Genomic DNA, 17,083 nt, shown 5'->3' with positions numbered 1-17,083 from the left:
AAAGAGCAGAACTGCCGAATGCAGCCCTGCCCTTCTCTCAACGACTCAAGCTTGCGCTTGACCTTCTGCCAGGAAGAACCAGGTTTCCAGCACGGTGTCCGGGTTCAGCGACACGCTTTCAATGCCCTGCTCCATCAACCACAGCGCCAGATCCGGGTGATCGGATGGCCCTTGGCCGCAAATACCGATGTACTTGCCGGCCTTGTTGCACGCCTGAATAGCGTTGGACAGCAGCTTTTTAACTGCGGGGTTACGCTCGTCGAACAAGTGCGCGATCACGCCGGAGTCACGGTCCAGGCCCAGGGTCAGCTGAGTCAGGTCGTTGGAGCCGATCGAGAAGCCGTCGAAGAATTCAAGGAACTCTTCAGCCAGAATCGCGTTGGACGGCAGTTCACACATCATGATGATGCGCAAACCGTTCTCACCGCGCTTGAGGCCATTTTCGGCCAGCAAGTCGATCACCTGGCTCGCCTCGCCCAAGGTACGCACGAACGGCACCATGATTTCGACGTTGGTAAAGCCCATGTCGTTGCGCACACGCTTGAGGGCGCGGCATTCAAGCTCGAAGCAATCGCGGAAGTTTTCGCTGATGTAACGCGAAGCACCACGGAAGCCCAGCATCGGGTTTTCTTCTTCCGGCTCGTACAGCTTGCCGCCGATCAGGTTCGCGTATTCGTTGGACTTGAAGTCCGACAGGCGCACGATCACTTTCTTCGGGGTAAACGCGCCAGCGAGGGTGCTGATGCCTTCAACCAGTTTGTCGACGTAGAAATCGACTGGATCGTTGTAGCCAGCGATGCGCTTGTCGACGCTGTCTTTGATTTCTTGCGGCAATCCGTCGTAGTTCAGCAGCGCCTTGGGGTGCACGCCGATCATACGGTTGATGATGAACTCCAGACGGGCCAGGCCCACACCGGCGTTTGGCAACTGTGCGAAGTCAAACGCGCGGTCCGGGTTGCCCACGTTCATCATGATTTTGAATGGCAGTTCCGGCATCGCATCAACCGAGTTCTTCTTGATGTCGAAGCCCAGTTCGCCTTCAAAGATGAAACCCGTATCGCCTTCGGCACACGAAACCGTCACGCCCTGGCCGTCTTTCAACAGCTGGGTGGCATTACCGCAACCCACGACCGCCGGGATGCCCAGCTCACGCGCGATGATCGCTGCGTGGCAGGTACGCCCGCCACGGTTGGTCACGATGGCGCTGGCGCGCTTCATCACCGGTTCCCAGTCCGGGTCGGTCATGTCCGATACCAGCACGTCGCCCGGCTGGACTTTGTCCATCTCGGAGACATCTTTAATGATGCGAACCTTGCCCGCGCCAATACGCTGGCCAATTGCGCGACCTTCCACCAGCACAGTGCCGGTTTCTTTGAGCAGGTAGCGCTCCATCACGTTGGCCTGGGTGCGGCTTTTCACGGTTTCAGGGCGGGCCTGAACGATGTACAGCTTGCCGTCATCGCCGTCTTTGGCCCACTCGATGTCCATCGGGCACTTGTAGTGTTTCTCGATGATCATCGCCTGCTTGGCCAGTTCACTGACTTCAGCGTCGGTCAGGCAGAAACGCTCGCGATCGGCCTTCTCAACGTCGATCACCTTGACCGACTTGCCAGCCTTGGCTTCGTCGCCGTAGATCATCTTGATGGCTTTGCTGCCCAGGTTACGGCGCAGAATCGCAGGGCGACCGGCTTCCAGGGTTTGCTTGTGAACGTAGAACTCATCCGGGTTTACCGCGCCTTGTACGACGGTTTCGCCCAGGCCGTAGGCGCCGGTGATAAACACCACGTCCCGGAAGCCCGATTCTGTGTCCAGGGTGAACATCACACCCGCCGTGCCGGTTTCGGAGCGCACCATGCGCTGCACGCCTGCCGACAGGGCGACCAGTTTGTGGTCAAAGCCCTGGTGCACGCGGTAAGAAATCGCACGGTCGTTGAACAAGGAGGCAAACACCTCTTTGGCCGCACGAATCACGTTTTCAACACCACGGATGTTCAGGAAGGTTTCTTGCTGGCCGGCAAAGGAAGCGTCCGGCAAGTCTTCGGCGGTGGCCGAGGAACGCACGGCGACGGCCATGTCCGGGTTGCCTTGAGACAGAGAGGCAAAGGCAGTACGAATTTCAGCGTTGAGTTTCTCTGGGAACTCCGCCTCCATGATCCATTGACGGATCTGGGCGCCAGTCTTGGCCAGGGCGTTCACGTCATCAACATCCAGCGCATCCAGCGCTGCATGGATCTGATCGTTCAAACCGCTCAGCTCAAGAAAATCACGGTAAGCCTGGGAAGTCGTTGCAAAACCGCCGGGAACCGAAACGCCAGCGCCTGCCAGGTTGCTGATCATCTCGCCGAGGGATGCGTTCTTGCCCCCTACGTGCTCCACATCATGGACGCCGAGCTTATCGAGGGAAACTACGTACTCTACCAAGGTGATCTCTCCACTAACTGTGTTGGGAAAAGCTCAGGGCGCTGGACACTCATCTCTGGAGCATCTCAGCGTTTGTGGCCTGGACCTGGAAAATAAGTGACACTGCCTGCCATTCAGGGCGACAAGATCGCGCCTATCATATCCAAGAAACGTCACCAGCTTAAGGCCCAAGGCGCAAATGAAACGATCTGCTTTCTTTATTTCCGACGGCACCGGCATTACGGCCGAGACCCTCGGTCAGAGTTTGTTGGCACAATTTGAAAACGTAACCTTCAACAAATTCACACGCCCTTACATCGATAGCGTGGAAAAAGCGCGGGTAATGGTACAACAAATCGATAACGCCGCCGAAAAAGACGGCGTTCGCCCGATCATCTTCGACACCATCGTCAATCAGGATATTCGCGAGATCCTGGCCACTTCCAATGGTTTCATGATCGACATTTTTTCCAGTTTCCTGGCGCCACTGGAGCAAGAACTGGCGGAACATTCTTCATACTCAGTCGGTAAATCACACTCTATTGGCCACAACTCCAACTACATGGAGCGTATCGAGGCAGTCAACTTTGCCCTCGACAACGATGACGGCGCGCGCACTCACAAATACGACAAGGCCGACCTGATTCTGGTCGGCGTGTCGCGTTGCGGCAAAACCCCGACCTGCTTGTACATGGCCATGCAATTTGGCATTCGCGCGGCCAACTACCCGTTGACCGAAGACGACATGGAAAACCTCAAGTTGTCACCGGCCCTGCGCCAGCACAAACACAAACTGTTCGGCCTGACCATCGACCCCGACCGTTTGACGGCCATTCGCAACGAGCGCAAACCCAATAGCCGCTACTCAAGTTTTGCCCAGTGCGAATTTGAAGTCCGCGAAGTCGAGCGCCTGTTCCAGCGCGAAAACATCCCGCACATCAACTCCACGCACTTCTCGGTCGAAGAAATCTCGGCCAAGATTCTGGTCGAAAAAGGCGTAGAGCGGCGCTTCAAGTAACCCGGAGCCCCGTAGGAGCGAGCTTGCCTCGCGATCTTTTAAAGATCAAAAGATCGCGAGGCAAGCTCGCTCCTACAGGATCAGTGGTGGTATTTAGATCACCAGCAAATCGACAAATTTATGCACCTGCGTCGCTTCAAGCGTTGCCTGGTCTTTGCACAGGTCAAAAATCTGCTGGCAGCGCTGACCCACAAAACGCGTGGCCAGGTTGGCTTTGAACTTGTCTTCCAACAGTGGAATGCCCTCTGCCCGGCGCCGACGATGGCCAATCGGGTACTCCACCACCACTTGCGCGGTGCGGGTACCGTCCTTGAAAAACACCTGTAGGGCGTTGGCGATCGAGCGTTTGTCCGCTTCAAGGTATTCGCGGGTGTAGCGCGGCTCTTCGACAATGACCATCTTCTCGCGCAGTTCATCGATGATCGGGTGCGCCGCGTGGAAGTCGTCTTCGTACTGCTCGGCCACCAGATTGCCGAACACCAGCGGCACGGCGGTCATGTATTGAATGCAGTGATCACGATCCGCCGCGTTGGCCAATTTGCCTTGTTTGGAAATAATCCGAATCGCTGATTCGTGGGTTGTAATCACGATTTTGTCGATCTCGTGCAGGCGGTCTTTGACCTGTGGGTGCAAGGTCACCGCCGCCTCGCAAGCGGTTTGCGCGTGAAACTCGGCCGGAAAACTGATCTTGAACAGCACGTTTTCCATCACATAGGTGCCGTAAGGCTGCGACAGGCTGAACTGGCGCTGGTCTTCGGGCTTGAGCGCCAAGTCCTTGTTGGTGTGGCTGAACAGCACGTCGTAAAAGCCCCATTGCGGCGCCGTCAGCACGCCCGGGATACCCATCTCACCGCGCAACGCAATATCGGCCAGGCGCACGCCTCGGCTTGATGCATCGCCCGCCGCCCAGGACTTGCGCGACCCGGCATTCGGCGCGTGGCGATACGTGCGCAACGCCTGACCATCGACAAATGCGTGGGACAGCGCCGATAACAGCTGCTCTCGGTCAGCGCCCATCAGCTTGGCGCATACCGCCGTCGAAGCCACTTTCACCAGCAACACGTGATCCAGCCCGACACGATTGAAGGCGTTCTCCAAGGCCATGACGCCTTGAATCTCATGCGCCATGATCATCGCTTCAAGCACTGCACGCACCGTCAACGGCGCCTCGCCATTGGCCACGCGCTTTTGCGAGAGGTGATCGGCCACCGCCAAAATCCCGCCCAGATTGTCCGAAGGATGCCCCCACTCCGCCGCCAGCCACGTGTCGTTGTAATCCAGCCAACGCACGATGCAACCGATGTCCCACGCAGCTTTCACCGGATCGAGGCGAAACGAGGTGCCGGGAACGCGAGCCCCAAACGGCACCACCGTACCTTCGACAATAGGGCCCAGGTGCTTGGTGCACTCGGGAAAACGCAGCGCCAGCAGGCCGCAGCCTAACGTGTCCATCAGGCAGTTGCGTGCAGTGTTCAGGGCTTCTTGGGAGGTGATGCGATAGTTCAGGACGTAGTCGGCAATGTCCTGCAGAACCTGGTCATAGTCGGGACGGTTGTTGAGGTCGACGTTGGCGCTCATGTGGATTGACTCCAATGGGGTGAGTGAGTGTCGTGTTCCATCCTCAGGGTCATCGTGCAGGTCTACATGCCCGCTATACATACTTGTGTAGGAGCGAGCTTGCCTCGCGTTCTTTTAAAAGATCAAAAGATCGCGAGACAAGCTCGCTCCTATGTATGGACTCGCCCCCACTGTCAACCCGCTTTTGTTCACTGATACCCGGTTGCATCTATGTATAAGGCCTGTTTGATGAAGCCTTAATCGGCTTCTGGCCAACATTTCATGAGCTCGCGATATGCCAATTACAGTAAGGCCTCAAGGGCCGGTAGGAGCGCAGGCATAAATTCGCGACGGTCTGACCTGTGATCAATGTTCTTAAGCATGGGTTGGAGCGGTTTTACACCCCGGTGGCAGAACTCTTTGGATCCTTAACTCATCGCTGCCTCCTGGTCATTGCTCACTTGGCGGCGATACGTTTGGTCGTTTTGTAACAGCACCCAGATGATGCGCAAGTTGCGGTTGGCTAACCGTACGGCCGCCTCTTTGCGACCCAACTTTGATACCCAGCGTTGCAAGCGCCGGTCATCTGGATCCTCTGAATCAGTTCGCACCTGTCTCAACACTGCGTGAGCGCCCTGAATCGCCAAGCTTCGCAAGTAGGCATCGCCATGCTTGCTCATCTTGCCCAGTCGGACTTTCTCACCGCTGCTGTGCTGTTTGGGCACCAAACCGAAGTAAGCAGCGAACTGTCGTGCATTGGCAAAGCGCTCAGGCTCGGTTTGTTTAGCTATCACTGCCGTAGAGATAATCGGACCGATACCACGCACCGTCATCAGCCGTTTGGCTGTTTCGTCATTTTTTGCAGCTGTTTCCAGCCGACCGGTCAACACCTTGATGCGTTCACCCAACTGACTCCATTCGCCCAGTAACTCATCAATCAATTCGCGCAACAGGTCAGGCAATGGTTGGGTGGCATCTTCCAGAATACGGGGGATGACCTGGCTGATCGCTGCTTCGCCCTGCGCCATGGCAAGACCGTGCTCTAGCAACAGACCGCGCATCTGATTACTCATTGCTGTGCGGCGCCGCACGTAACCTTGCCGAACACGATGCAGAGCTTGCATGGCCAAGGCCGCAGCACTCTTTACCGGTACCGAAGAGATATTGATATCTCGGCCTGCGCGCAAGATAGCCAGTGCATCGTTACGATCATTTTTTGGCCCGCTGCGGTGATTAGCGACATGCTGAGCTGGCAATATCCGGACTGGATTGCCTTGGGTCTTCAGCAATTGCGCCCATGCCTGAGCCCCCGGACCTGTCTCCACCAACACGGTTACGCTTGTTGGCAACTTACGAAGAAACGCATGGAAGGCTTCGCGCGAAGAGATACGTTCTTCATACACCGTTACGCCATGAGCATCCTCGCCGGCTACCTGGAAGACCCTCTTGGCCAGATCTACGGCAATGATGGTGCATTTCGAAACATCGGTTGGCATCGACTGATTGGTCGTCGTATTCTTTTTCATGGTCTCGCCCTCGCTGTCGTTGGCTTCTAATAGAATGCCACCGTGGCGCACAGACGCCTCGGCTTGGGCGAGTCCATGTAATTACAGATTTTCTTTCAAATCGGGGGCACCCGCACCCAACCTTCCATCAAGACCCGCGCACTGCGGCTCATGATGGCTTTAGTGACGGTCCATTCGCCGTCAACCTGTTGAGCTTGCGCACCGACACGCAAAGTGCCCGACGGGTGACCAAAACGCACAGCGCTGCGCAATTCGCCGCCCGCCGCCAGGTTAACCAAGGTGCCCGGAATGGCTGCCGCCGTGCCAATCGCCACCGCCGCCGTGCCCATCATCGCGTGGTGCAATTTACCCATCGACAAGGCCCGCACCAGCAAGTCCACGCTGTGCGCACTCACCGGCTTGCCGCTCGATGACAGGTAATCCACAGGCGCGGCCACAAACGCGACTTTTGGCGTGTGCTGACGCTTGGCCGCATCGTCCAGCGTGTCGATCAACCCCATGCGCAACGCACCATGGGCGCGAATGGTTTCGAACATGGCCAGGGCTTTCGGATCGCTGTTGATGTCGCTTTGCAGTTCGGCACCGGTGTAACCGATGGCGTGCGCGTTGACGAAAATCGTCGGAATACCGGCGTTGATCATCGTCACTTTCAAGGTGCCCACGCCCGGTACTTCAAGGTCGTCCACCAGGTTGCCGGTGGGGAACATCGAGCCGCCCGCGCCTTCTTCATCCGCTGCCGGGTTGAGGAATTCCAGTTGCACTTCTGCCGCCGGAAAGGTCACGCCATCCAGTTCGAAGTCGCCGGTTTCCTGCACCGCGCCGTCGGTGATCGGCACATGCGCGATGATGGTTTTGCTGATATTGGCCTGCCAGATACGCACCACTGCGGTGCCGTTGCGCGGGATGCGGCTCGCGTCGACCAAACCGCTGCTGATGGCAAACGAACCCACCGCTGCCGACAGGTTTCCGCAGTTGCCGCTCCAGTCGACAAAAGGCTTATCGATCGAGACCTGCCCAAACAGATAATCGACGTCATGATCCGCTTGCAGGCTTTTGCTGACGATCACGGTTTTACTGGTGCTGGAGGTGGCGGCGCCCATGCCGTCGATTTGCTTCTCGTACGGGTCCGGGCTGCCGATCACCCGCAGCAACAATGCATCACGGGCCGCGCCCGGCACCTGAGCCTCAGCCGGCAAATCGAGCAGGCTGAAGAACACGCCCTTACTGGTCCCACCCCGCATATACGTCGCCGGGATTTTGATTTGCGCTGCATAAGCCATAGAACATAGTCCTGTCGTATCCCGGTAGGAGCGAGCTTGCCTCGCGATCTTTTAAAAGATCAAAAGATCGCGAGGCAAGCTCGCTCCTACAGGAATTGGTTAAGCGGTTGCCGATTCCAGGAAGTCCTGGGCAAAGCGCTGCAATACGCCGCCCGCTTCATAAATCGACACTTCTTCAGCGGTATCAAGGCGGCACGTCACCGGCACCTCGACACGCTCGCCATTTTTGCGGGTGATCACCAGCGTCAGCGTGGCTCGCGGGGTACGCTCGCCAATCACGTCGTAGGTTTCGCTGCCGTCGATTTGCAAGGTTTTGCGATCAGTACCCGGCATAAATTCCAGCGGCAATACACCCATGCCCACCAGGTTGGTGCGGTGAATACGCTCAAAGCCCTCAGCGGCAATCGCTTCAACCCCGGCCAGACGCACGCCCTTGGCGGCCCAATCGCGGGATGAGCCCTGGCCGTAGTCGGCACCGGCGATGATGATCAGCGGCTGTTTGCGCTCCATGTAGGTCTCAATCGCTTCCCACATGCGCATCACTTGGCCTTCTGGCTCAAGACGGGTCAACGAACCTTGTTTGACCTTGCCGTCCTCGATCACCATTTCGTTGAACAGTTTCGGGTTGGCGAAGGTCGCACGCTGGGCCGTCAAGTGGTCGCCACGGTGCGTTGCGTAGGAGTTGAAGTCGACTTCCGGCAGGCCCATTTTCGCCAGGTATTCGCCAGCGGCGCTGTCGAGCATGATCGCGTTGGAGGGCGACAAGTGGTCGGTGGTGATGTTGTCCGGCAGCACGGCCAATGGACGCATGCCTTTGAGCGGTCGCGCGCCGGCCAGCGCACCTTCCCAATACGGCGGACGACGAATGTAAGTGCTTTGCGGACGCCAGTCGTACAGCGGCTCGACTTTCGGGCCGGTGTCTTCATGGATCGCGAACATCGGGATGTAAACCTGGCGGAACTGCTCCGGTTTCACCGACGCCTTGACCACTGCGTCGATTTCTTCGTCGCTTGGCCAGATGTCTTTCAGGCGGATTTCGTTGCCATTGGCGTCGAGGCCCAGCACGTCTTTTTCAATGTCGAAACGGATGGTCCCGGCAATCGCATACGCCACCACTAGCGGCGGCGACGCCAAAAATGCTTGCTTGGCGTACGGGTGAATGCGTCCGTCAAAGTTGCGGTTACCCGACAACACAGCCGTGGCGTAGAGATCACGGTCGATGATTTCCTGCTGAATCACAGGGTCCAGCGCGCCCGACATGCCGTTGCACGTGGTGCAGGCAAAGGCCACCACGCCAAAACCCAACTGCTCCAGTTCGTCAGTCAGGCCCGCTTCATCCAGATACAGCGCCACGGTTTTCGAGCCTGGAGCCAGCGATGATTTGACCCACGGTTTGCGGGTCAGCCCCAGTTTGTTGGCGTTACGCGCAATCAACCCGGCCGCAATCACGTTGCGCGGGTTGCTGGTGTTGGTGCAACTGGTGATCGCGGCAATGATCACCGCGCCATCGGGCATTTGCCCCGGCACGTCGTCCCACTGCCCGGCGATGCCTTTGGCGGCCAGGTCGCTGGTTGCCACGCGGGCATGCGGGTTGCTCGGACCGGCCATGTTGCGCACCACTGACGACAGGTCAAAGCTCAGGCTGCGCTCGTATTGCGCGCCCTTGAGGCTGTCTGCCCACAGCCCGCTGACCTTGGCGTAATTTTCGACCAACTGCACTTGCTGGTCTTCACGCCCCGTCAGTTTGAGGTAGTCGATGGTTTGCTGGTCGATGAAGAACATCGCGGCCGTGGCGCCGTATTCCGGGGCCATGTTGGAGATAGTCGCGCGGTCGCCCAGGGTCAGCGCCGCGGCGCCTTCGCCGAAGAACTCCAGCCAGGCACCGACCACTTTCTGTTTGCGCAAAAACTCGGTCAGCGCCAGCACCATGTCGGTGGCGGTAATGCCCGGTTGCAGCTTGCCGGTCAGCTCAACGCCGACGATTTCTGGCAGACGCATCCACGAGGCCCGGCCGAGCATGACGCTTTCGGCTTCGAGGCCGCCGACGCCGATGGCAATCACGCCCAGCGAGTCGACGTGCGGGGTGTGGCTGTCAGTGCCGACGCAGGTGTCCGGGAAGGCCACGCCGTCACGCACCTGAATCACCGGCGACATTTTCTCTAGGTTGATCTGGTGCATGATGCCGTTGCCCGGCGGGATCACATCGACGTTTTTGAAGGCTTTTTTGGTCCACTCAATAAAGTGGAAACGGTCTTCGTTGCGGCGGTCTTCGATGGCGCGGTTTTTTTCAAACGCCTCGGGATCGTAACCGCCACATTCCACGGCCAGCGAGTGATCGACGATCAACTGCGTCGGCACCACCGGGTTGACTTGCGCCGGGTCGCCGCCTTGCAGTGCGATAGCGTCACGCAGGCCCGCCAGGTCAACCAGTGCGGTCTGACCGAGAATGTCGTGGCACACAACGCGCGCCGGAAACCATGGAAAATCGAGATCGCGCTTGCGCTCGATCAACTGGCTCAGTGAAGCATTCAGGGTGGCCGGATCGCAGCGTCGCACCAGGTTTTCGGCCAGCACGCGCGCGGTATAAGGCAGGGTGTCATAGGCACCGGGCTTGATCGCATCGACCGCCGCACGGGTGTCGAAGTAATCCAGCCGGGTGCCCGGCAGTGTCTTGCGAAATTCAGTATTCATGGATGCGGGACTCGATCACGGTAATGACAAAAGAGAGTGACGGCAAAGCACTCATGTGGGAGCGGGCTTGCCCGCGAAAGCATCGACAAGGTCTTGCTGAAAGACCGAGGTACCCGAATCGCGAGCAAGCCCGCTCCCACAGTTAGTCAATAGCTGCCGTCAGCCCCCTCATTCAGCGACGCTCGATTGGCACGAACTTGCGCTGTTCAACACCGATGTACTCGGCGCTTGGGCGGATGATGCGATTGTTGGCACGCTGCTCGAACACGTGCGCGGCCCAGCCGGTCAGGCGTGAGCAGACAAAAATCGGGGTGAACAGCTTGGTTGGAATCCCCATGAAGTGGTACGCCGAGGCATGGTAGAAGTCGGCATTCGGGAACAGTTTCTTTTGCTCCCACATGGTTTTGTCGATGGCTTCGGACACTGGAAACAACACGGTATCGCCCACTTCGTCCGCCAGCTTTTTCGACCAGCCCTTGATCACCTCGTTACGCGGGTCGCTGTCTTTGTAGATCGCATGGCCAAAGCCCATGATCTTGTCTTTGCGCGCCAGCATGCCGAGGGTGCCCTGCACCGCTTCTTCAGCCGAGCCAAAGCGCTCGATCATTTCCATGGCCGCTTCGTTGGCGCCGCCGTGCAGCGGGCCGCGCAGCGAACCGATGGCCGCGGTGATGCACGAATACAGGTCCGACAAGGTCGATGCACACACGCGCGCGGTGAACGTCGAGGCGTTGAACTCGTGCTCGGCATAAAGGATCAGTGACACGTTCATCACTTTGACGTGCAACTCGCTCGGCTTTTTATCGTGCAGCAAGTGCAGGAAGTGACCGCCAATCGACGCTTCATCGCTCACGCAGTCAATGCGTTTGCCGTCGTGGCTGAAGCGATACCAGTAGCACATGATCGCCGGGAAGGCGGCCAGCAGGCGGTTGGTCTTGTCCAACTGCTCGGAGAAGTCTTTCTCCGGCTCCAGATTGCCCAGAAACGAACACCCGGTACGCATCACGTCCATCGGGTGCGCGTCAGCAGGGATGCGCTCCAGCACTTCTTTTAGCGCTTGCGGTAAATCACGCAGGGTTTTGAGCTTGGCGGTGTAGTCCGCCAGCTCGACTTTGGTAGGCAGTTCGCCATACAGCAGCAGGTAAGCCACTTCTTCGAACTGGGCATCGGCTGCCAGCTCACGCACGTCATAACCCCGATAAGTGAGGCCCGCACCTTCTTGACCTACCGTCGACAGGGCCGTTTGCCCAGCCACCTGGCCGCGTAATCCGGCACCACTCAATACTTTTGCTTCGGCCATTGCGCTCTCCAATCTTGAATTTGTTAGGGATTCGGCAAGTCTTTGTAGCTTCAATACACTCCGTAGCAGTTGACGAGCTTTGCGAGGCTACGTCCGAGCGCGAAGCGGTCGCAAACCAGACAACGTGTTCATTCAGCCATATTGAGCCTTACGGTTTTACGACTGCTTCGCAGCCGGACGTAGCCTCGCAAAGCTCGTCAACTGCTACGGGTACTGTTTTATTACTTCTTGCTGGCAAACAGCGCGTCGAGCTTCTGTTCAAATTCGTGGTAGTTGATGGCGTCGTACAGCTCCATGCGGGTTTGCATGGTGTCGATCACGTTTTGCTGGGTACCGTCGCGGCGGATGGCGGTGTAGACGTTTTCGGCCGCCTTGTTCATCGCCCGGAACGCCGACAGCGGGTACAGCACCAGCGAAACATCAGCGCCAGCCAATTGTTCGGTGGTGTACAGCGGGGTCGCACCGAACTCGGTGATGTTGGCCAGAATCGGCGCGTTCACCCGATTGGCGAACAGTTTGTACATTTCAAGCTCGGTGATGGCTTCCGGGAACACCATGTCGGCACCGGCTTCAACACACGCCGCTGCACGCTCAAGGGCCGACTCCAGCCCCTCTACCGCCAACGCATCGGTCCGCGCCATGATCACGAAGCTGTCATCGGTGCGGGCATCAACTGCCGCTTTGATACGGTCGACCATTTCTTGCAGCGAGACGATTTCTTTGTTCGGACGATGGCCACAACGCTTCGCGCCGACCTGGTCTTCGATGTGAATCGCGGCCGCGCCAAACTTGATCATCGATTTAACAGTCCGTGACACGTTGAAAAACGACGAACCAAAACCGGTGTCCACGTCGACCAGCAGCGGCAGGTCGCACACGTCGGTAATGCGGCGCACGTCAGTCAGTACGTCGTCCAGGCCCGTAATGCCCAAGTCCGGCACGCCCAGCGAGCCTGCAGCAACGCCGCCACCCGACAGATAAATCGCCTTGAAGCCGGCACGTTTGGCCAGCAACGCGTGGTTGGCGTTGATCGCGCCGACGACTTGCAGCGGGTGCTCGCTGGCGACTGCATCACGGAAACGCTGGCCTGGACTGTTTTTATTGCTCATGACTCACCTCGTGGAGTGGCTGTCTGCTGGGCGCTGTCTTGGTAGTGACGCGCAATATTGCGTTTCGAGGCGCCGATATGACGGCGCATCAACAACTCGGCCAGTTCGCCGTCGCGATCGGCAATGGCATCGAGAATGCGGTGATGCTCGGCAAACGCCTGATGCGGGCGATTGGGGGTGGCAGAAAACTGGATGCGGTACATGCGCACCAGTTGATACAACTCACCGCAGAGCATTTGGGTCAGCGTGCGATTGCCGCTGCCTTGAATAATCTTGTAATGAAAATCGAAGTCGCCTTCTTGCTGGTAGTAGCCGACACCCGCCTGAAACGCCTCATCGCGCTCATGGGTTTCAAGCACCCGGCGCAATTGTGCGATGTCTTCATCGCTCATGCGCTCGGCAGCCAAACGACAGGCCATGCCTTCAAGGGACTCGCGGATTTCGTAGAGTTCGATCAGCTCTGCGTGGCTTAAAGAGACCACTCGGGCCCCTACATGCGGCACTCGCACCAACAAACGCTGACCTTCAAGACGGTGGATGGCCTCACGCAATGGACCGCGGCTGATGCCGTAGGTACGCGCCAGCTCAGGTTCGGAGATCTTGCTGCCAGGGGCGATTTCGCCTTTGACAATAGCCGCCTGAATACGCCGAAAGACGTTCTCGGAGAGGGTTTCCGAATCGTCCTGGGCAATGACGGCTGGCTCCAGTGCTTTGAGCATATTGTCGACACCTTTCAAATCAATAGCGCCAAAACTAGCGATTTAAGCGCTATCAGTCAAAGGCTAAATTGATATTGTCGACAATCTACATATTCGACCTTAGTTCTATCGACACGCTCCTGGCAGGCGTCGAACCCGCCTCAACGCTGGCGCCATAAAACCATCATGTTAGAATGCCGACCGCATCCGCCCTGCCCCTTTCATCGGGCAGCCGCACGAGGAAACTTGCACCCCAGCCAGTCGCCTTGAACTGTAGATTGCAAGAGACCACGCCTGGATTTATGAAAGTCACTTCGTTTATTACCCTTCTCTGTCTGCTGTGTTTGCCGGGCCTGAGCCTTGCCGGCGAAAAAACCGTATATGGCCTCAATGAATACGCCGAATTGGCCGGAATAGACCTGCTGGTCGCCGCCAAACTCGACACCGGCGCCAAAACTGCTTCGCTGAGTGCCCGCGACATAAAACGTTTCAAGCGTGATGGCGAGAGCTGGGTGCGCTTTTACCTGGCCATCGACGACGCCCACTCGCACCCGATCGAGCGCCCGCTGGCCCGCGTCAGCAAGATCAAACGCCGCTCCGGCGACTACGACCCGCAGGCCGACAAGAACTACACGTCGCGCCCGGTTATTGCCCTGGAAATCTGCATGGGCAAAGCTTTGCGCACCATCGAAGTGAACTTGACCGACCGAAGTGCGTTCCAATACCCGCTGTTGATTGGCTCCGAAGCACTGAAACGCTTTGATGCGCTGGTCGACCCCAGTCTTAAATACGCTGCTGGCAAACCTGCCTGCGTCGCCAACGCTCAAACCGCAGAGTAATTGAAATGCGCGCGCTCACCCTTCACCTGAAAATCTTGATCACCATCCTTGTGGTGCTGGGGATTTCGATTACCGCTTATCAGATTTTTGTCATCGGCATCCCTGTGACCGAAGACGCAACCGACGATCTGTGGAACATCGACGCCAAAGTCGAGTTCGTGGCCAACGCCAAAGATCCGGTCAAGATCCAGATGTTCGTCCCGCCGCTGAACCGCGACTACGTCAGCCTCAACGAAAGCTTTATCTCGAATAACTACGGGGTGAGCGTCAATCGGGTCGATGGCAACCGCAAAGTCACCTGGTCGGCGCGCCGGGTCAGCGGCAAGCAAACCCTTTACTACCGACTGGTGTTGACCAAACGTTATTCGGGCGACAAAACCAAGGTCAAAGGCCCGGTGTTCCGCGACAGCATTGCTGTCGAAGGCCCGGAAAAAATCGCCGCCGAAGCGCTATTGGCGCCGATTCGCCAGCACTCTGCCGACGTCGAAACCTTTATCAGCGAGACCATCAAACGGGTTAACAACCTCAATGATGACAACGTGAAACTGCTGCTGGCGGGCGACCCGTCTACCCCGCACAAAGCCCAGATCATCGAGTTGCTGCTGTCGATTGCTCACGTCCCGATGGAACGCGTCCACACCATCCGCCTGGTGGCCGATCAACCGCAAAACCCTGAGCTGTGGCTGCGCAGCTTCAACGGTAACGACTGGCTGTATTTCAACCCCGATACCGGCGAACAAGGCCTGCCGTCTGATCGCCTGTTGTGGTGGATCGGCGACGAGCCAATGGTCACGGTGGATGGCGGCAAAAAACCTAACGTGACCTTCAGCCTCAACAACAGCGAAATGAACGCCATTCGCCTGGCCAAGCTGACGGACGAAAATACCGACGCCAACTTCCTTGAGTACTCGCTGTACGGCTTGCCGCTGCAAACCCAGCAGACCTTCATGATCATGGTGATGATCCCGATTGGCGTGCTGGTGATTCTGGTGTTGCGCAACCTGATCGGCTTGCAAACCCTCGGCACGTTTACGCCCGTTCTGATTGCCCTGGCATTCCGAGAAACCCAGCTGGAGTTTGGCATCATCCTGTTTACGGTGATAACGGCCCTCGGATTGATGCTGCGTTCTTACCTTGAGCACCTGAAGCTGCAAATGCTGCCCAGACTCTCCGTTGTACTGACCTTCGTGGTGATACTGATCGCAGCCATCAGCCTGTTCAGCCATAAGCTGGGCCTGGAACGCGGGCTGTCTGTGGCGCTGTTCCCGATGGTGATTCTGACCATGACCATCGAGCGGCTCTCGATCACGTGGGAAGAACGCGGAGGTGGTCATGCGATGAAGGTCGCGATCGGCACTCTGTTTGCAGCCACGCTGGCGTATCTGGTCATGAGCATCCCTGAACTGGTGTACTTCGTCTTCACCTTCCCGGCGGTGCTGTTGATTCTGGTGGGTTTCATGCTGGCCATGGGTCGCTACCGCGGTTACCGCCTGACTGAACTGGTGCGCTTCAAGGCTTTCCTGAAGGCTGATTCCTGATGTTTGGCTTCTGGAAGACCTGGAAGGCCCTTGAAGCCAGGGGCATCATGGGCATCAATCGGCGCAATGCGGACTACGTACTCAAGTACAACAAACGCAGCCTGTACCCGATTGTGGATGACAAGATCATCACCAAAGAGCGCGCGATCAAGGCCGGCATTCACGTGCCGGAAATGTACGGTGTGATCTCCACCGAGAAAGAAATCGAAAAACTCGACGAAATCATCGGCGGTCGCAGCGACTTCGTGATCAAGCCTGCGCAGGGCGCGGGCGGTGATGGCATTTTGGTGATCGCGGACCGTTTCGAAGATCGTTTCCGCACGGTCTCGGGCAAAATCATCAGCCACGAAGAAATCGAGCATCAGATTTCCAGCATCCTCACCGGCCTTTATTCGCTGGGCGGTCACCGCGACCGGGCACTGATCGAATACCGCGTGACACCCGACCAGATCTTCAAAAGCATCAGCTACGAAGGTGTACCGGATATTCGCATCATCGTGCTGATGGGCTACCCGGTGATGGCGATGTTGCGCTTGCCGACCCGCCAGTCGGGCGGCAAGGCCAACCTGCACCAAGGCGCGATTGGCGTGGGCGTCGACCTGGCAACCGGTCTGACTCTGCGTGGCACCTGGCTGAACAACATCATCAGCAAACACCCGGACACCACCAATGCGGTGGACGGCGTGCAACTGCCCAACTGGGACGGCTTCATGAAGCTCGCGGCGGGTTGTTATGAACTGTGCGGCCTGGGCTACATCGGCGTCGACATGGTGCTCGATCAGGACAAAGGCCCGCTGATTCTGGAACTCAACGCGCGTCCTGGCCTGAACATCCAGATCGCCAACGACTGTGGCCTGACCTTGCGCACCCATGCCGTGGAAGCGCACCTGGAAGAGCTGGCGGCCAAAGGCATCCAGGAAACCGCAGAAGAGCGCGTACACTTTGCCCAAGAGCTGTTTGGGCATATTCATAGCAACGAAGAATGACCTGATCGCAATGGTTGTTGTGGGCCCGGGCTTGCTCGCGATTCAGACGACACTGTTTGTCTGAGTCACTGCGGTGACTCCATCGCGAGCAAGCCCGCTCCCATAGGTTCCGACATAGATTTGGCGTCCTACACAGGACTA

The 17,083-nt window shown here is 57.7% G+C and carries 12 protein-coding genes; 4 read left to right on the top strand and 8 right to left on the bottom strand.

The window, feature by feature from the left end:
- Positions 1-45: 45 nt before the first annotated feature.
- Positions 46-2,421 (bottom strand): phosphoenolpyruvate synthase, encoded by a 2,376-nt coding sequence (gene ppsA, locus RHM56_RS04205; RefSeq protein WP_026013930.1) that lies wholly within the window; start codon positions 2,419-2,421, stop codon positions 46-48.
- Between the two features lie 178 nt (positions 2,422-2,599).
- On the opposite strand from ppsA, the gene RHM56_RS04200 reads away from it, so the two are divergent.
- Complete coding sequence (locus RHM56_RS04200; RefSeq protein WP_322238895.1) at positions 2,600-3,418, top strand: pyruvate, water dikinase regulatory protein; 819 nt, start codon at positions 2,600-2,602, stop codon at positions 3,416-3,418.
- 93 nt (positions 3,419-3,511) lie between these two features.
- Here RHM56_RS04200 and prpD read toward each other — a convergent pair whose 3' ends face one another.
- The 7 genes from prpD to RHM56_RS04165 all read right to left on the bottom strand — a co-directional run bounded on the left by prpD (position 3,512) and on the right by RHM56_RS04165 (position 13,600).
- Positions 3,512-4,996, bottom strand: a complete 1,485-nt coding sequence (prpD, locus tag RHM56_RS04195) for a 2-methylcitrate dehydratase (RefSeq protein ID WP_322238892.1) — start codon at positions 4,994-4,996, stop codon at positions 3,512-3,514.
- Between the two features lie 407 nt (positions 4,997-5,403).
- Positions 5,404-6,471: an IS110 family transposase gene (locus RHM56_RS04190; RefSeq protein ID WP_322241700.1), complete on the bottom strand. Its 1,068-nt coding sequence runs from the start codon at positions 6,469-6,471 to the stop codon at positions 5,404-5,406.
- A 125-nt stretch (positions 6,472-6,596) separates the two neighbouring features.
- On the bottom strand, positions 6,597-7,781 hold the full coding sequence (gene prpF / locus RHM56_RS04185) for a 2-methylaconitate cis-trans isomerase PrpF (protein WP_322238889.1): 1,185 nt from the start codon (positions 7,779-7,781) through the stop codon (positions 6,597-6,599).
- 99 nt (positions 7,782-7,880) lie between these two features.
- Positions 7,881-10,472: a Fe/S-dependent 2-methylisocitrate dehydratase AcnD gene (gene acnD / locus RHM56_RS04180; protein ID WP_322238886.1), complete on the bottom strand. Its 2,592-nt coding sequence runs from the start codon at positions 10,470-10,472 to the stop codon at positions 7,881-7,883.
- 172 nt (positions 10,473-10,644) lie between these two features.
- Positions 10,645-11,772: a 2-methylcitrate synthase gene (gene prpC, locus RHM56_RS04175; RefSeq protein WP_322238883.1), complete on the bottom strand. Its 1,128-nt coding sequence runs from the start codon at positions 11,770-11,772 to the stop codon at positions 10,645-10,647.
- Between the two features lie 221 nt (positions 11,773-11,993).
- Positions 11,994-12,881: a methylisocitrate lyase gene (gene prpB, locus RHM56_RS04170; RefSeq protein ID WP_322238881.1), complete on the bottom strand. Its 888-nt coding sequence runs from the start codon at positions 12,879-12,881 to the stop codon at positions 11,994-11,996.
- Positions 12,878-13,600, bottom strand: a complete 723-nt coding sequence (locus tag RHM56_RS04165; protein ID WP_322238878.1) for a GntR family transcriptional regulator — start codon at positions 13,598-13,600, stop codon at positions 12,878-12,880. Before RHM56_RS04165 ends, prpB begins: the two co-directional genes overlap by 4 nt.
- A 281-nt stretch (positions 13,601-13,881) precedes the next feature.
- On the opposite strand from RHM56_RS04165, the gene RHM56_RS04160 reads away from it, so the two are divergent.
- Genes RHM56_RS04160 through RHM56_RS04150 form a run of 3 tightly spaced genes read left to right on the top strand, consistent with a single transcriptional unit; the run spans position 13,882 to position 16,942 of the window.
- Positions 13,882-14,418 carry an ATP-dependent zinc protease gene (locus RHM56_RS04160; RefSeq protein WP_322238875.1) on the top strand — a complete coding sequence of 179 codons (537 nt, stop codon included), beginning with the start codon at positions 13,882-13,884 and terminating at the stop codon, positions 14,416-14,418.
- Between the two features lie 5 nt (positions 14,419-14,423).
- On the top strand, positions 14,424-15,956 hold the full coding sequence (locus tag RHM56_RS04155) for an inactive transglutaminase family protein (protein WP_322238872.1): 1,533 nt from the start codon (positions 14,424-14,426) through the stop codon (positions 15,954-15,956).
- A complete protein-coding gene (locus tag RHM56_RS04150; RefSeq protein WP_322238869.1) occupies positions 15,956-16,942 on the top strand; it encodes an alpha-L-glutamate ligase-like protein in 987 nt (328 codons plus the stop codon). Before RHM56_RS04155 ends, RHM56_RS04150 begins: the two co-directional genes overlap by 1 nt.
- Positions 16,943-17,083 lie beyond the last annotated feature (141 nt).

Source organism: Pseudomonas sp. CCC3.1 (assembly GCF_034347405.1).
In the GTDB taxonomy this organism is placed as follows: domain Bacteria; phylum Pseudomonadota; class Gammaproteobacteria; order Pseudomonadales; family Pseudomonadaceae; genus Aquipseudomonas.
The sequence above is the reverse complement of the archived record's forward strand: the minus strand, read 5'-3'. Positions and strand labels throughout refer to the sequence as shown.

What these genes read in the sequence shown, in the direction of transcription:
- RHM56_RS04200 (WP_322238895.1), top strand. Translation starts at nt 2,600, where the DNA reads ATGAAACGATCTGCTTTCTTTATTTCCGACGGCACCGGCATTACGGCC.
- prpD (WP_322238892.1), bottom strand. Translation starts at nt 4,996, where the DNA reads ATGAGCGCCAACGTCGACCTCAACAACCGTCCCGACTATGACCAGGTT.
- RHM56_RS04190 (WP_322241700.1), bottom strand. Translation starts at nt 6,471, where the DNA reads ATGCCAACCGATGTTTCGAAATGCACCATCATTGCCGTAGATCTGGCC.
- prpF (WP_322238889.1), bottom strand. Translation starts at nt 7,781, where the DNA reads ATGGCTTATGCAGCGCAAATCAAAATCCCGGCGACGTATATGCGGGGT.
- acnD (WP_322238886.1), bottom strand. Translation starts at nt 10,472, where the DNA reads ATGAATACTGAATTTCGCAAGACACTGCCGGGCACCCGGCTGGATTAC.
- prpC (WP_322238883.1), bottom strand. Translation starts at nt 11,772, where the DNA reads ATGGCCGAAGCAAAAGTATTGAGTGGTGCCGGATTACGCGGCCAGGTG.
- prpB (WP_322238881.1), bottom strand. Translation starts at nt 12,881, where the DNA reads ATGAGCAATAAAAACAGTCCAGGCCAGCGTTTCCGTGATGCAGTCGCC.
- RHM56_RS04165 (WP_322238878.1), bottom strand. Translation starts at nt 13,600, where the DNA reads ATGCTCAAAGCACTGGAGCCAGCCGTCATTGCCCAGGACGATTCGGAA.
- RHM56_RS04160 (WP_322238875.1), top strand. Translation starts at nt 13,882, where the DNA reads ATGAAAGTCACTTCGTTTATTACCCTTCTCTGTCTGCTGTGTTTGCCG.
- RHM56_RS04155 (WP_322238872.1), top strand. Translation starts at nt 14,424, where the DNA reads ATGCGCGCGCTCACCCTTCACCTGAAAATCTTGATCACCATCCTTGTG.
- RHM56_RS04150 (WP_322238869.1), top strand. Translation starts at nt 15,956, where the DNA reads ATGTTTGGCTTCTGGAAGACCTGGAAGGCCCTTGAAGCCAGGGGCATC.